The organism is Sphingosinicella microcystinivorans, assembly GCF_027941835.1.
In the GTDB taxonomy this organism is placed as follows: Bacteria; Pseudomonadota; Alphaproteobacteria; order Sphingomonadales; family Sphingomonadaceae; genus Sphingosinicella.
Genome location: NZ_CP116005.1, coordinates 3,514,694 through 3,529,458 on the forward strand (window position 1 = coordinate 3,514,694; position 14,765 = coordinate 3,529,458).

A 14,765-nucleotide genomic window follows, 5' to 3' on the forward strand; every position below is an offset into this window, starting at 1 on the left:
CGCAGGAACGCCGGAACGGCTCCCCTGCCGTCGCTTCCCCGCCAAGGTCGCGGCGGGACGCTGACTCGTTCCTGAACGGCCCGTGGCAACGCACCGGCCCGCGCGCTATGACGTGCTTCCATGCAGACGATCGTGCTTCTCACCTTCTCGAACATCCTGATGACCTTCGCGTGGTACTGGCACCTGAAAGGCAGCGTCGCCGCCGCGAAGCCGATGTTCGTGATCATCCTCATCAGCTGGGGCATCGCCTTCTTCGAATACGCGCTTGCCGTGCCCGCGAACCGCATCGGCGTCGCGGCCGGGTGGACGCCGGGGCAGCTCAAGATCGCGCAGGAGGCGATCGCGCTCACCGTGTTCGGCGTGTTCATGGTCACGTACCTCGGCGAGCCGCTGCACTGGCGGCACCTCGCCGCCTTTGCCTGCATCATGGCCGCGACCGGCTTCCTGTTCGTCGGGCGCTGAAATATGGACACCGCCCTCGCCGCGCTCGTCTCGCCCGAAGGCACGCTCGCCGTGCGCGTGACGCCGAAGGCGCGCGGCGGCGAGCGCATCCTCGTGGAGGACACGCCCGAGGGTCCGCGCGCCCGCGTCTGGGTCTCCGCCCCGCCGGAGGACGGCAAGGCGAACGCCGCCGTCTGCCGCCTCGTCGCGAAGGCGCTCGGCCTGCCGAAATCCGCCGTCAGCGTGTCGCGCGGCGACACCTCGCGCGAGAAGCTGCTGCGCGTCGTGCGCTGATCTGTGCGGTTTTGATGCATCGCAAGGCAACCCGACTCGGGACTGGTGCATAGTGCATCCGTGGCACAAGGCCCCTGCCCCTTCCGTGTGCGCCGGCGCCGACCTTCTGCCCGAATCTGTTCACAAAGGAAGCATGACATGGCATTGAAATCGCTTGCACCGTTCGGCTCCTCCGGTTCGCCCGCGCGGGGCGCCGACCCCTTCGGCAACCTGCGCCACGACATCGAGCGCCTGTTCGAGGACGTGACGCGCGGCTGGCAGCTTCCCGCCGCCTTCCGCGGCGATGGCCTGCTCAATCCGCGCGTCGACATCGCCGAGACCGATCAGGGACTCGAGCTGACGGCGGAACTCCCCGGCATCGACGAGAAGGACATCGACCTCTCGCTCGACGACGACGTGCTGACGCTGAAGGCCGAGCACAAGGCGGAGAAGGAAGAGGAGGACAAGAAGAAGCGCTACCACCTCGTCGAGCGCTCGCACGGCACCTACCTGCGCCGCTTCCAGATTCCCTTCACGCCCGCCGCCGCGAAGGTGAGCGCGAGCTTCGACAAGGGTGTGCTGAAGGTGAGCGTGCCGCGCGCCGCCGCCGAGGATTCGAAGGCACGCAAGATCGCCATCGGCAAGGCCGCCTGACCCGCCGCAAAGGCTGCCGCATCGGCCGCTGCACGGGCCCGCGGCGCGTGCGGCCCCGCACAGCAGGGCGCCTCCCCACGGAGGCGCCCTTCTTTTTTTCGCGCGGAGGGCTCAGGGAGATGCGAGTTTGACTCAGATCAAAGTGGGAACGCGCCGAGGGCTTACCACCAGAAGGGAGGTTCCGCCGGCGACTATCGTCCCACCACCCTCCGCAAGGGGCCGGCGGATCCTCCCCGCAGTAAAACACCTCCTCCTCGGGGGACAGCGCGCTCCTGCTGTCCCCCAATTTCTTTCCCCATCCTTTTGAAGACCTTGCGCCGCCGCCCGCGCCTCACCACGATCCGCGGCGAACGGGACGGATGCGAACGGGGAGGACCGACCATGACCGCTGATTTCGTGCACGCCGATTTCGTTCGGAGGGCCGCGGCCGCGCTGATGCTGCTGACGGGCGCCGGACACGCCGCATTGCTCGCCGTGCGTCCGATGAGCCTGGAACTCGCCGTCACCGCCGCGTTCGGAGTCGCCTATTTCCTGATCGGCGTCTTCCTGTGGCGCGGCACACCCACGGCAAGCCGGGCCGCCCTCTGGGCCGGCCTCATCCTCCCCGCCATCGGCGCCGCGCTCTCCTTCGCCGCAGATCCGCCCGCGAAAGGCGGCTGGACGCCGATCGGCACGGCGTTCGTCGTGATCGACATCGTCGTGGTGCTCGCCTGCCTGTGGCTGCTGATGCGGCGGAGGGGCTGAGGTCGTTCTGTAGCCTATGATCTTTGAGCAGATTCTCAAGCGAAGCGTCGACCGGGTCGGCAGCAACGTGGCGTTACAACGGGTCCGCTTCAGGCCGCTTGCGTGCGCGGCGTCAGACTCCGGTCTCCTCGGCCCGCCAGAAGGCCCGCGATCGAGATATCCTCGTCGAGGTCGTCCCAGTGAAGACCGCTGGGGCTGATCGTCACGCGGGCGCGCTCGGCCGGCGTCCCCCTGAAAAGGCGCGGGAACCAAGCGAGCGGGATGCCCAGCGTGCGCCCGTCGTCGAGTTCGACCCACATCTGATCGTCATCGAAACGAACCGCTGTCGCCCTAGGCGAAATGCTCATGCCACGCCCTTTCGATCTCTTCGCGCCGATCAGCGATGACAAGGCTCAACATGGCCAATGCGCGCGCGTTGAAGCCCGCATTGTACGCCACGTTGACATCGGATGAAGCCGGAACCTGGCGTCTGCACCGTCGCGCGTCACGTGGATGTGCACAGGTTCCCGCGGATTGCCTTCGTTCGAGAAGAAATGAAAGCGATAACCCTGATGCCGAAAGACGACGGGCACGGATGCCCTCTACTCCGCCACCCCCAACAGCCCCTGCTCGTCGCCCGCCTCGTTCGCGGCGGCGGCGAGCTTCGCCGACTTGCGCTTGTCGAAGGCGTCCCACACGTCGGTCCATGAGCCCTTGGTGGCGGCCTTCGAATATTCGGTGGCGCGGGTTTCGAAGAAGTTGGCGTGCTCGACGCCGTTGAGGAGCGGCGTCAGCCACGGCAGCGGGTGCTCGTCGATCATGTAGATCGGCTTCAGGCCAAGCTGGCCGAGCCGCCAGTCGGCGATGTAGCGCACGTATTTCTTGATGTCCTTGGGCGTCATGCCCGCCACCGGGCCCATCTCGAACACGAGGTCGATGAACGCGTCCTCGATGCGCACCGTCTTCTGGCACATGTCCATGATGTCGTCCTTGACGGACGCGGTGAGGCAGTCGCGTTCCTTCACGAAGGTGTGGAACAGCTTGATGATGCCCTCGCAGTGCAGCGACTCGTCGCGCACGCTCCACGAGACGATCTGGCCCATGCCCTTCATCTTGTTGAAGCGCGGGAAGTTCATCAGCATGGCGAAGCTGGCGAAGAGCTGAAGCCCCTCGGTGAAGCCGCCGAACATGGCGAGCGTCTTGGCGATGTCCTCGTCGGTATCGACGCCGAAGGTGGCGAGATAGTCGTGCTTGTCCTTCATCTCCTTGTACTGGAGGAAGGCCGAATATTCGCTTTCGGGCATACCGATGGTGTCGAGCAGGTGACTGTAGGCCGCGATGTGCACCGTCTCCATGTTGCTGAACGCGGTCAGCATCATCTTGATCTCGGTCGGCTTGAAGACGCGGCCGTATTTCTCGTGGTAGCAGTCCTGCACCTCCACGTCCGCCTGCGTGAAGAAGCGGAAGATCTGCGTGAGCAGGTTGCGCTCGTGGTCGGAGAGCTTCTGCGCCCAGTCGCGGCAGTCCTCGCCGAGCGGCACTTCCTCGGGCAGCCAGTGCAGCTGCTGCTGGCGCTTCCAGTAATCGTAAGCCCACGGATACTCGAAGGGCTTGTACTGCTTGGAGGCTTGCAGAAGAGGCATCGCCGTTACTTTCTTGCTCGTGTGAACCGACGAGGAACCGGTTCGAATTCTACATGATTTCCCGCGATCAAAGTACCGCTTTGATCGAAGCGATTACTGGCAGGCCAGACACTCGTCGTAGTCCTTCACCTCGACCTCGATCTGCTTGAGGTCGATGGTGTTGTCCGCCTCCACGCCGCCCGCGAAGCCAGCGCGCTGGATGGACTTCGAGCGGCAGTAGTAGAGCGACTTGATGCCCAGCTCCCACGCCCGGTAGTGCATCATCAGAAGGTCCCACTTCTCGATGTCCGCCGGCAGGAACAGGTTCAGGCTCTGCGCCTGGTCGATATAGGGCGTGCGGTCGCCGGCGAGCTCGAGCAGCCAGCGCTGGTCGATCTCGAACGCGGTGCGGAACGTCGCTTTCTCGTCCGTCGTGAGGAAATCGAGGTGCTGCACGGAGCCGCCGCGCTCGAGGATCGAGCTCCATACCTTGTCGCTGTTCTTCGCCTTCTCGTCGAGCACCCTTTCAAGGTGCGGGTTCTTCACGGTGAAGCTGCCCGACAGCGTCTTGTGCGTGTAGATGTTCGCCGGGATCGGCTCGATGCACGCGGAGGTGCCGCCGCAGATGATGCTGATCGAGGCCGTCGGCGCGATCGCCATCTTGCAGGAGAAGCGCTCCATCACGCCCATGTCCTCGGCGTCCGGGCAGGCGCCGCGCTCGGTGGCGAGCAGCATCGAGGCCTCGTCCACCTGCGCGCGGATGTGGCGGAAGATCTTGAGGTTCCACGATTTCGCCATCGCGCTTTCGAACGGGATCGAGCGCGCCTGCAGGAAGCTGTGGAAGCCCATGACGCCGAGGCCCACCGAGCGCTCGCGCATCGCCGAATACTTGGCGCGCGCCATCTCGTCCGGCGCCCGCTCGATATAGTCGCCGAGCACGTTGTCGAGGAAGCGCATCACGTCCTCGATGAACGCCTTGTCCTTCGACCACTCGTCCCACGTTTCGAGGTTGAGGCTGGAGAGGCAGCAGACGGCCGTGCGGTCGTTGCCGTGCTGGTCGACGCCGGTCGGCAGCGTGATCTCCGAGCACAGGTTCGACGTCGTGACCTTGAGGCCCACGTCGCGCTGGTGCTTCGGCATCGCGTTGTTCACGTGATCGATGAAGATGATGTACGGCTCGCCCGTCGCCAGCCGGGTCTCGACCAGCTTCTGGAACAGCGCGCGCGCATCCACCTGCCCCCGCCTGGAACCGTCCTTCGGGCTGACGAGATCGAAGGGAAGGCCATCTCGCACCGCCTCCATGAAGGCGTCGGTGACGAGGACGCCGTGATGCAGGTTCAAGGCCTTGCGGTTGAAATCGCCGGAAGGCTTGCGGATTTCGAGGAATTCCTCGATTTCCGGGTGCGAGATGTCGAGGTAGCAGGCTGCGGATCCCCGCCTCAGCGATCCCTGGCTTATCGCCAGTGTCAGTGAATCCATGACGCGCACGAACGGGACGATGCCCGACGTCTTGCCGTTGAGGCCCACGGGCTCGCCGATGCCGCGCACATGGCCCCAGTAGGTGCCGATGCCGCCGCCCTTGGAGGCGAGCCAGACGTTCTCGTTCCACGTGCCGACGATGCCCTCGAGGCTGTCGGACACGCTGTTGAGGTAGCAGGAGATGGGAAGCCCGCGCCCGGTGCCGCCGTTCGAGAGCACCGGCGTCGCCGGCATGAACCACAGGCGCGAGATATAGTCGTACAGGCGCTGCGCGTGGGCGTCGCCGTCGGCATAGGCCGCCGCGACGCGGGCGAACAGGTCCTGCGGCTTCTCGCCCGGCAGCAAATAGCGATCCTCGAGCGTCTCCCGGCCGAAATCGGTGAGGAGCGCGTCGCGGCCGTGGTCGATCTCGACGGTGTGCGCCTTCGCGCCGCGGGGGCGAACCGCCGCTGCAACGTCGTCGCCGTCAAGGGTCGCCGTATCCACGCCACTGAAATCCATCTGAGCCGACTCCCCTATGTTCCTGCTTCGTTCCAAATCCGTCAAGGGGTACTGCAGATATGGGGTAGCGGGTGTTTTCCGCAACGGATACGGGCGTTGTCGCGCCGTCCCCGATATCCTCGCAATCCACAGGCCCCGGCGATGTCTCGCCGGACCCGAGGGGACAAACCGACCCTGCCCCGGGAAGCCATCGTTTCCCGTGTGACACAAGCTGTTGTGGTGACCCCCCGGTCCCAGAACCAGACTTTGTGGTGAAGCTGCGACTAACGCAAGGGGGTTTTTACACTATTTAAGTTTTTGTGACGAGATCAGGCACTTAGCTGAATCGCTTGAAGAATCCGTGCAAGACACTGGTGGACGAAGGCGTCCGGGCTGGCTAATCACCGCCCCCAAATCGGTCTTTTCGAGAGGGCTTTTGCATGGCGGTGATCCGCGAAGAAGACGTCATCGAGTCGGTCGCCGACGCGCTCCAGTACATCAGCTACTACCACCCCATGGACTATATCCGCGCGCTCGGCCGCGCGTATGAATTGGAGCAGGGACCGGCCGCGAAGGACGCGATCGCGCAGATTCTCACCAACAGCCGCATGTGCGCCGAAGGCCACCGCCCGATCTGCCAGGACACGGGCATCGTCACCGCCTTCGTGAAGATTGGTATGAACGTCCAGTGGCAAGCTACGAGAACTGTTCAGGAAATGGTCGATGAAGGCGTGCGCCGCGCTTATCTCCACCCGGAGAACCGCCTGCGCGCCTCGATCGTTTCGGACCCGGCGTTCTCGCGCAGGAACACGAAGGACAACACGCCTGCGGTCGTCCATATCGAGATGGTGCCCGGCGACACGGTGGAGATCACCGTCGCGGCGAAGGGCGGCGGCAGCGAGAACAAGTCCAAGTTCAAGATGCTGAACCCGAGCGACTCCATCGTCGACTGGGTGCTGGAGATGGTGCCGCAGATGGGCGCCGGCTGGTGCCCGCCCGGTATGCTCGGCATCGGCATCGGCGGCACGGCGGAAAAGGCCATGACGCTCGCCAAGGAATCGCTGATGGAAGCGATCGACATGGCGGAGCTGAAGGCGCGCGGACCGCAGAATGAGCTGGAGGAACTGCGTATCGAGATCCACGACAAGGTGAACGCGCTCGGCATCGGCGCGCAGGGCCTCGGTGGGCTCGCCACCGTGCTCGACGTCAAGATCTACGACTGCCCGACGCACGCCGCCTCGAAGCCGATCGCGATGATCCCGAACTGCGCCGCGACGCGCCACGCGCACTTCGTGCTCGACGGCTCCGGCCCCGCCTATCTCGAAGCGCCGAACCTCGCCGACTGGCCGAAGGTGGAATGGGCGCCGTCCAAGGAAGCGATCCGGGTGGACCTCGACACGCTGACGCCCGGGATCGTCGCAAGCTGGAAGCCGGGCGACCGCCTGCTCCTCAATGGCAAGATGCTCACCGGCCGCGACGCCGCGCACAAGCGCATCCAGGACATGCTGGCGAAGGGCGAGCCGCTTCCGGTCGATTTCAGGGGCCGCGTGATCTACTACGTCGGCCCGGTCGATGCGGTGCGCGACGAGGCGGTCGGCCCCGCCGGCCCCACCACCGCGACGCGCATGGACAAGTTCACGCGGATGATGCTGGAGCAGGGCCTGATCGCGATGGTCGGCAAGGCCGAGCGCGGCCCCACGGCGATCGACGCGATCCGCGACCACAAGGCCGCCTACCTGATGGCGGTCGGCGGCGCGGCCTATCTCGTCTCCAAGGCGATCAAGTCCGCGAAGGTCCTCGCGTTCGAGGACCTCGGCATGGAGGCGATCTACGAGTTCGAGGTGCGCGACATGCCCGTCACCGTCGCCGTCGATGCGGCGGGCGAGAGCGTGCACCACCTCGCGCCGCTCGTCTGGCGCGAGAAGATCGCGAAGGAACGGCTGCTGGAGCCCGCCGAATAGCGCCGCGCGCACGCCGAACCGCTTTCGTATTGAGGAACCGACAAAACGCAGCGATCGTTTCGCCCGTGTCCACAAGAAGGAGACAGCCATGTTCCGGCAGATCGCCACGGGAATCGGCGCGGCAGCGCTCATCGGCATTTCCGCGCCCGCCTTTGCGGATCGGGGTGCGACCGCGACGGAAATCGAAAAGATCATCCCCGTGCTGAAAGCCGCGGGCTACGTCAGCTGGGAAGAGATCGAACTCGACGACGACGGCCCGCACTTCGAGGTCGACGACGCGCGCAAGGCGGACGGCTCGAAGTGGGATGTGAAGCTCAGCACGACCGACTTCCAGATCGTGCGGGAGAAGAAGGACTGATGCGAACCGGCCTCCGGGAAGTTTGCGTTTGAGCGGCGTATCCGTTGATCCGGGCCGCGTGAGACGGCCTGCGGGCGAACCGCTCTCGCCGCGCCTTTCCGACACGATCGCCGTCACGCGCGTGCTGTGCGTGCTCGGCATCGTCTATGTGCACGCGTGGACCGGCCTCGGCGGCGCCGAACTCGCCGCGGCGGCCGCCACCGGGCAGGGGATGCTCCGTCTCGTGCTGATGGAGGTGTTCGGCCGCAGCGCCGTGCCGCTGCTCGGCATGATCTCGGGCTATCTCGTCGCGGGCGCCGCGATCCGCTCGTGGCGCGCGTTCCTTTCGCGCAAGGCACGCACGATCCTGCTGCCGATGGCGCTCTGGAACGCGCTCGCCATCCTGCTCGTCTCGGGCACGGCATGGCTCGGCTTCCTGAAAGCGCCCGTCCCGGAAAGCCTCTGGTGGCTGATCGACGAGCTGCTCTCGATCCTGACCCCCAATCACATCAACGTGCAGACGCCATTCCTGCGCGACCTCTTCGTCTGCATGGCGATAGCGCCGCTGCTGCTCCGGCTGCGCGGACCGTGGCTGACGGGCGCGATCCTGCTCGTCGCCGCGTGGAGCGTGTCGAACTGGTTCTTTCCGCTGATGCTGCGGTCGCAGATCCTGCTGTTCTTCCTGCTCGGTATCGCCGCGCGCCGCCACGATCTCGGCGCGCGTATCGCCGGGGTGCCGTTCGCCGCGGCGCTCGCACCGTTCGTCGCCGTCGCCGCGATCAAGCTGATCGTCAGCGTGCCCGTGCCCGGCGGCACGGCGATGTCGCCGCAGATCATGCCCCTCTTCGACCTCGGACTCCGCCTCACCGCCGCGCTCGCCTTCGCGCGCGTCGCCTGGGCGCTCGCGGCGCGGCCCGCGATGTTCCGCTGGCTCGAACCCTATGCCTTCTTCCTGTTCTGCTCGCACATGGTGCTGATCTGGCTGTCGACGCCGCTGTTCCTGGCGCTGACCGGCCCGCTCGGATCGCCCGCCTACCCGCTTCTCCTCGTCGTGCATCCGCTGCTCGCGCTCGGTTTCGCACTCGGGCTCGGCCAGCTCCTCATGCTGTTCGCGCCGCGCGCGGCGGAGATTCTGAGCGGCGGGCGGCTGAAGGCGGACCCCGCCGACATGCCCGCGACCCGTTCGGTATCCTGAAGACGCCGCAATCGCGAACAATTCTTGCCGAAGTACGGTGACGAGCGAGCCCCGGCCTGTATAAGATCAGGCAAACTCATTCGAAATCGAAATGCGAGGCGCGTGCACCACGACAACCTGATCCTCATCCTCGTCGGCGGCTTCGTGCTCGCCTTTCTGTTCGGAATGCTGGCGAACCGGCTGAGACTTTCGCCGATCGTCGGCTATCTTCTTGCCGGTGTCGCCGTCGGCCCCTTCACGCCCGGCTGGGTCGCCGACCTCTCGCTCGCGCCGCAGCTCGCCGAAATCGGCGTCATCCTGCTGATGTTCGGCGTCGGGCTGCATTTCTCCCCGAAGGAACTGGTCCGCGTCCAGTCCATCGCGCTTCCCGGTGCCATCGCGCAGATCGCGGTCGCCACCGCGCTCGGCTGGGGCGTCGGGATGCTGATGGGCATGTCGGGGCCGGAAGCCGCCATCTTCGGCTTCTCGCTCTCCGTCGCATCGACCGTGGTGCTGCTGCGCGCCATCGAAAGCCGCGGCCAGCTCAAGACGAGCATCGGCCAGATCGCGGTCGGCTGGCTGCTCGTCGAGGACATGGTGATCATCGTCGCGCTCGTGCTGCTGCCCTTGCTGGTCAACATGGGCGCGCACGACAGCGGCGCGGCGATCGCGCGGGAGATCATGTGGACGTTCGCGAAGATCGCCGCGTTCCTCGCGCTGATGTTCGTCGTCGGCGTGCGCGCCATGCCGACGATTCTCGTGTGGATCGCGCACACGCGCTCGCGCGAGCTGTTCACGCTCGGCGTCCTCTCCATCGCGCTCGGCATCGCGTGGCTCGCCTACGCGGTGTTCGGCGCCTCGTTCGCGCTCGGCGCCTTCGTGGCGGGTCTCGTGCTCAACAGCACGCCGCTCGGCCACAACGCCGCGGAACGCTCGCTGCCGCTGCGCGACGCCTTCGCGGTGCTGTTCTTCGTGTCGGTCGGGATGCTGTTCGATCCGGCGACGCTGGTCCGCGAGCCTATCGGCGTCTTCGCGACGCTGGCCATCATCCTCGTCGGCAAGTCGCTCGCGGCGATCGCCGTGACCAACCTGTTCGGCCGCAACCGGCGCGAGGGCCTCACCATCGCCGCCAGCCTCGCGCAGATCGGCGAGTTCTCGTTCATCCTCGCCGGCCTCGGCGTGACGCTCGAGCTGATCTCGCACGAGACGAACAACCTGATCCTCGCCGCTGCGCTGCTCTCGATCGCGCTCAACCCGTTCATGTTCAAGCTGGCGGACCGGCTGACGCGGGACATGGAATCGCCGCCCGAACCCGCGACCTGATCATTTCGCGCGCATCAGGTGCTCGGCGAGCGCCTGGTAGGCGGGCAACGAGGTCGGGTCGAAGTTCGCGTTCGCCGCCATCGGATGCGAGGCGAACCGGGCGATGACCATTTCGGCCTTCGGGTCGATGTAGATCGCCTGCCCGTGGATGCCGCGCGCGGTGTAGGCGCCGTGCGCGTTGTGGCTCACCCACCACTGGTTGCGGTAGCTCCAGCCCGGCAGCGTCGCATAGCCGGCCTTGGCGAAGTCTTCCTTGCGGGCGCCGCGCACGATGTCCGCGATCGCCGCCGCAGGCACGATCTGCTTCCCGCCCATGCGCCCGCCGCGCCGCATCAGCTCGCCGAAGCGCGCGAGGTCGCGCAGCCGCGCGTTGAAGCCGCCGCCCGCGAACGGCGTACCGACCGGGTCGATCTGGAAATAGCCGTCGGCTTCCGCGCCCATCGGCGCCCAGATCCGCTCCGAAAGCTGTTCGGTGAAGGGCTTGCCGTCGACGCGCGAGACGATCCAGCCGAGCACGTCGGTGTTGACCGTGCGATAGGTGAACGCCTCGCCGTGGGCGCCCGCCTTCGCCACCGTGGCGAGATAGGCGTAGTCGCCGTCCGGCCCCGCGTAGTCCGCCGGGCGCGGCCCCGCGCCGAGCGCCGCGACGTAGCCCGCGAACGGGGAATCGGGATCGCCGTACTTCTCGGTGAAGTCGAGCCCCGTCGTCATGTCCATCACCTGCCGGACGGTGGCGTCGCCGAAACCGCTGTCCTTCAGTTCGGGAATGTAGGATGCGACCGTCCGCCCGGTGTCGAGCTTCCCTTCCGCGACGAGCATGGAGGCCAGCGTGCCGACGAACGACTTGGTTACGGAAAAGGCGATGTGCTCGCCCTCGGGCTTCAGTGCGCCGAAGTAGCGCTCATAGACGATCCGCCCCTTGTGGAGCACGACGATGCCGTCCGTGTAGTTGGCGGCGAGCGAGTCCGCCCACGTCATGGGCTTCGTGCCGCCCATCGGCATGAACGTCACCGCGTCGATGTCGCCGCGCTCGGCGCGCGGCAGCGCGCTCACCGGCCCCGCCCCGCGCGAAACGCCTACCGTCGGCATCAGCTCGCGCCAGTGCGAGAAGCTCCAGCGCCACTGCGGGAAGGTGAAGAAGCTGTAGTCGCCGAACGCGATGCGCCTGTCCGGCGGCGGCGGCGACCCCTGCATCCAGCCGAGCGCCGCGGGATCGCTGGCGGCGGCATCGGGAAACGCGGGCTCCGCACGCGCGGATACGGCAAGGACCGCCGCAGCAAGGGCGATGCCGGTCATGGCTTTCATGGTGTGTCCTCCCCAAGGTCGGGCGAAAGCTATGGGGCGGTGAAAGGCCCGACAAGCGATGAGCTTTGAGAGGCTTTGATGGTATCGGGCCGGCAGGACGCGCCCCGGCGTTGCTAGCAGGCGCCCGTGCGCTTGCCGCTGATCTTCGACGTCATCCGCATGTTGCCGCGCGGCCCCTCGACGACCATGACGTTGGTCGATTCATAGCTCGTCGCGCTGTAGGTGCCGAGCATCGTCATCGTCATCCTGCCCTGCGGCCCCTTGCACTGCATCGCCGCGTTGAGCTTGCCGCCAGCCATGCTGAACTTCGTGTACTCGCATTCGCCGTTGTCGCCCTTGAACATCTGGCGCGGGTCTTTCTCGGCCTGTTCCGGCGTCAGGCAATAGCTGTGGCTGATCGGGCGCTTCTTCATCATCGCCAGCGCCTCGGGCGGCATTCCGGGCATGTCGACGGACGTGACCGTGCCGGTCGACGCCCATTTGCCGGGCGTGAGGACATTTCCGGCGAAGGCGGCCAGAGGCACCGCCGCTGTCGCTGCAAGCAGGAGCCTGGACCCGGCGCGCATGAGGGAAGCCCTTTGTGCCTGAATTACGCCCGCGATTATACTGCGGGCGCAATCAGGGTAAAGATAACAGGCCGTTAACCATAAAATATCGTCAGCGCGGCTTCAGCAGTTCGAGCGCGGCCGTCACCATCGCCTCGGCACCGAGCGTCACCGAGGGTTCCGGCGCGACCTTGAACAGCGGCGAGTGGTGCGACGGCACCGGCGGCCCGCCCGCCTTCGCCGCGTCGAACGCCGCCTGCGGCGTGCCGCCGACCGCGAAGTAATAGCCGGGCACCTTGAGTTCGGGCTGAACGAAGAAGGCGAAGTCCTCCGCCCCCATCGTTTCCTGCACGAACGGCACCATCACGTCCGGCCCCAGATCGCGCGCGAACGCCGCGTTCATGCGCCGGGCGAGCGCCGTGTCGTTGATCGTCGTCGGCGTCCCCTCGCTGACCTTCACCTCGGGCAGCCTGTCCTCGGCGACGCCGTTCGCCCGCGCGACGTTCTTCGCCACGCGCTCGATCGCGGCGATGAGCTGCGCGCGCGTCGCCTCGTCGTTGGCGCGCACGGTGAGCTGGAGGTCGGCGCGGTCGGAGATGATGTTGTGCTTGTGCCCGGCATGGAACGCGCCGACCGTGATCACCGCGGGCGACAGCGGGCCGACCTCCCGGCTCACGATGGATTGCAGCGCCACGACGATGACGGAGGCGATGTAGACCGGGTCCTTGCCGGTATGCGCCGCGGCGCCGTGCGCGCCGACGCCGTGCACCGTGATGTCGACGCTGTCGGCCGACGAATATTGCAGCCCTTCGGACGCGCTGATCCTGTCCGTCGGCAGGTTCGAGGCGACGTGGAAGGCGACCGCGTAGTCGGGCTTCGGAAAGCGCGTGTAGAGCCCGTCCGCCAGCATCGCCTTGGCGCCGCCCACGCGCTCCTCGGCGGGCTGCACGACGAACAGGATCGTGCCCTTCCATTTGTCCTTCATCGCGGCAAGACGGCGCGCGGCGCCCACCATCGCCGTGATGTGCGTATCGTGGCCGCAGGCGTGCATCACCGGATAGACCTGCCCGTCGAGGCCCTTCTGCTTTGCCTTCGAGGCGTAGGCGAGCCCGGACTTCTCCTCGACCGGAAGCCCGTCCATGTCGGCGCGCAGCAGCAGCACGGGTCCGTCGCCGTTCTTCATCACGCCGACGACGCCGGTGCCGCCGACGCCGGTGGTGATCGCCGCCCCCGTCTTCTTCAGCTCGGCCGCCATGCGCTTCGCCGTCTCGGTTTCGAGATAGGAAAGCTCCGGGGTCTGGTGAAAGTGCGTGAACAGCGGGCCGAGATAGGCGTCGTAGTCGGTCTTGATCGCCGATTTCAGCGCCGGATCGGCGGCGGCGGGGCCGGCAAAGGGGGCAGCGAGGGCCACGGCCGCCGCGGCGGCGAGCAGAAAGCGCTTCATTCGGCGCCTCCGATGCGGAACGCACACAGCTTGTTGCCGTCGAGGTCGCGGAAATAGGCGCCGTAGAACGCCTGCGGCCCTTCCTCTCCGCGAATGCCGGGCGCGCCTTCGTCGGCGCCGCCGAGTGCGCGGGCTTTCGCGTAAACCTCGTCGACCTGCCCGCGGCTTCCCGCCGCGAGCGCGATCATCGTGCCGTTGCCCACGGTCGCGGCCTTGCCGTCGTAGGGCGGCGTCACGGCGAGCATCGGCGCGTCATAGCCGGTGCCGTACATGGTGAAGCCGTTGTCGAACGCCATCAGGCGCTTCGCGCCGAACGTGCCGAGCAGCGCGTCGTAGAAACCGCGCGCCTTTTCGATGTCGTTGGTGCCGACGGTTGCATAGCCGAGCATGAGTGCCTCCCGTTTCCAAAGGATTCGAGAGGCGAGGCTAGCAATGCGCGGGGCGGACCGCCAGCCGGTCCGCCCCGAAAAAGCATCAGCAGTTGCCGCTGATCTTCCCGCTGATCACCGACTTCACGTAGACTTGGCCCTTGCTCCCGGCGAAAATCGCCGAGGTCGAGCCCGAATAGGTCGTCGCGCCGCGCGAACCGAGGAAGTCCGCCGTCATCGGGCCATAGGCGCCGTTGCACTGCATCACGGCGCGGATCGTGCTCGCCGCGAGACCGAACTTCGAGAAGGTGCACGACCCGAACGTATTGCCGATCGCGGTCTGGATGTCGGCGGCCGAAGGCTCGCGCGCCATGCAGGTGCTGCCGGAAAGCTTCCGGTTCTTGATCGTCTTGATGTCGGCGGCGCTGAGGCCGGTTCCCGAAACGCTGACGACCGAACCCGTCGTCACCCAAAGCGTCTTGGCGGGCGCGGCCGTCTTCGTTGTGGTTGTCGTCGTCTTCGGCGCCGCGACCGCGGACGTCGCGATCAGCGCAATACAGGCGCCGGCCAGCACACGTTTCATCTCTTGAGACCCCTTTGTCGTTCACCAGACGGCCACCGCCACCGGTCGAGGAC

17 protein-coding genes are annotated in these 14,765 nt (G+C 66.5%); 8 read left to right on the top strand and 9 right to left on the bottom strand.

Annotated features, from left to right (window positions below):
- The first annotated feature begins 120 nt into the window (after window positions 1–120).
- From PE061_RS16875 to PE061_RS16890, 4 genes are all read left to right on the top strand, one after another.
- Window positions 121–462 (top strand): DMT family protein, encoded by a 342-nt coding sequence (locus PE061_RS16875; RefSeq protein ID WP_271256387.1) that lies wholly within the window; start codon window positions 121–123, stop codon window positions 460–462.
- A 3-nt stretch (window positions 463–465) separates the two neighbouring features.
- Window positions 466–735, top strand: coding sequence for a DUF167 domain-containing protein (locus PE061_RS16880; protein ID WP_271256388.1), 270 nt, complete (start codon window positions 466–468; stop codon window positions 733–735).
- 138 nt (window positions 736–873) lie between these two features.
- The gene (locus PE061_RS16885) at window positions 874–1,368 is read left to right on the top strand and encodes an Hsp20/alpha crystallin family protein (protein ID WP_271256389.1); all 495 of its coding nucleotides are present in this window, start codon (window positions 874–876) and stop codon (window positions 1,366–1,368) included.
- A gap of 381 nt (window positions 1,369–1,749) precedes the next feature.
- Window positions 1,750–2,112, top strand: a complete 363-nt coding sequence (locus tag PE061_RS16890) for a hypothetical protein (RefSeq protein WP_271256390.1) — start codon at window positions 1,750–1,752, stop codon at window positions 2,110–2,112.
- A gap of 89 nt (window positions 2,113–2,201) precedes the next feature.
- Here the strand turns inward: PE061_RS16890 and PE061_RS16895 are convergent, their stop codons facing one another.
- From PE061_RS16895 to PE061_RS16910, 4 genes are all read right to left on the bottom strand, one after another.
- Window positions 2,202–2,459 carry a DUF2442 domain-containing protein gene (locus PE061_RS16895; RefSeq protein WP_271256391.1) on the bottom strand — a complete coding sequence of 86 codons (258 nt, stop codon included), beginning with the start codon at window positions 2,457–2,459 and terminating at the stop codon, window positions 2,202–2,204.
- Between the two features lie 45 nt (window positions 2,460–2,504).
- A complete protein-coding gene (locus PE061_RS16900; protein WP_271256392.1) occupies window positions 2,505–2,684 on the bottom strand; it encodes a DUF4160 domain-containing protein in 180 nt (59 codons plus the stop codon).
- 9 nt (window positions 2,685–2,693) lie between these two features.
- Entirely contained in the window at window positions 2,694–3,734 is a 1,041-nt protein-coding gene (locus PE061_RS16905) for a ribonucleotide-diphosphate reductase subunit beta (RefSeq protein WP_271256393.1), read from the bottom strand.
- 93 nt (window positions 3,735–3,827) lie between these two features.
- A complete protein-coding gene (locus PE061_RS16910) occupies window positions 3,828–5,693 on the bottom strand; it encodes a ribonucleoside-diphosphate reductase subunit alpha (protein ID WP_271256394.1) in 1,866 nt (621 codons plus the stop codon).
- Window positions 5,694–6,112: 419 nt separating this feature from the next.
- On the opposite strand from PE061_RS16910, the gene PE061_RS16915 reads away from it, so the two are divergent.
- The 4 genes from PE061_RS16915 to PE061_RS16930 all read left to right on the top strand — a co-directional run bounded on the left by PE061_RS16915 (window position 6,113) and on the right by PE061_RS16930 (window position 10,467).
- Window positions 6,113–7,633 (top strand): fumarate hydratase, encoded by a 1,521-nt coding sequence (locus PE061_RS16915; RefSeq protein WP_271256395.1) that lies wholly within the window; start codon window positions 6,113–6,115, stop codon window positions 7,631–7,633.
- A gap of 88 nt (window positions 7,634–7,721) precedes the next feature.
- A complete protein-coding gene (locus tag PE061_RS16920; protein WP_271256396.1) occupies window positions 7,722–7,991 on the top strand; it encodes a PepSY domain-containing protein in 270 nt (89 codons plus the stop codon).
- A 58-nt stretch (window positions 7,992–8,049) separates the two neighbouring features.
- Entirely contained in the window at window positions 8,050–9,165 is a 1,116-nt protein-coding gene (locus PE061_RS16925; RefSeq protein WP_271256397.1) for an acyltransferase family protein, read from the top strand.
- Between the two features lie 102 nt (window positions 9,166–9,267).
- On the top strand, window positions 9,268–10,467 hold the full coding sequence (locus PE061_RS16930; RefSeq protein ID WP_271256398.1) for a cation:proton antiporter: 1,200 nt from the start codon (window positions 9,268–9,270) through the stop codon (window positions 10,465–10,467).
- On the opposite strand, the gene PE061_RS16935 is transcribed toward PE061_RS16930, so the two are convergent.
- The 5 genes from PE061_RS16935 to PE061_RS16955 all read right to left on the bottom strand — a co-directional run bounded on the left by PE061_RS16935 (window position 10,468) and on the right by PE061_RS16955 (window position 14,712).
- Entirely contained in the window at window positions 10,468–11,772 is a 1,305-nt protein-coding gene (locus PE061_RS16935; protein WP_271256399.1) for a serine hydrolase domain-containing protein, read from the bottom strand.
- Between the two features lie 113 nt (window positions 11,773–11,885).
- Window positions 11,886–12,338, bottom strand: coding sequence for a DUF3617 domain-containing protein (locus PE061_RS16940; RefSeq protein WP_271256400.1), 453 nt, complete (start codon window positions 12,336–12,338; stop codon window positions 11,886–11,888).
- A gap of 91 nt (window positions 12,339–12,429) precedes the next feature.
- Entirely contained in the window at window positions 12,430–13,761 is a 1,332-nt protein-coding gene (locus PE061_RS16945) for an amidohydrolase (RefSeq protein ID WP_271256401.1), read from the bottom strand.
- Window positions 13,758–14,150 (bottom strand): VOC family protein, encoded by a 393-nt coding sequence (locus PE061_RS16950; RefSeq protein WP_271256402.1) that lies wholly within the window; start codon window positions 14,148–14,150, stop codon window positions 13,758–13,760. Before PE061_RS16950 ends, PE061_RS16945 begins: the two co-directional genes overlap by 4 nt.
- An 85-nt stretch (window positions 14,151–14,235) precedes the next feature.
- On the bottom strand, window positions 14,236–14,712 hold the full coding sequence (locus PE061_RS16955) for a DUF3617 domain-containing protein (protein WP_271256403.1): 477 nt from the start codon (window positions 14,710–14,712) through the stop codon (window positions 14,236–14,238).
- Between the last annotated feature and the right edge of the window lie 53 nt (window positions 14,713–14,765).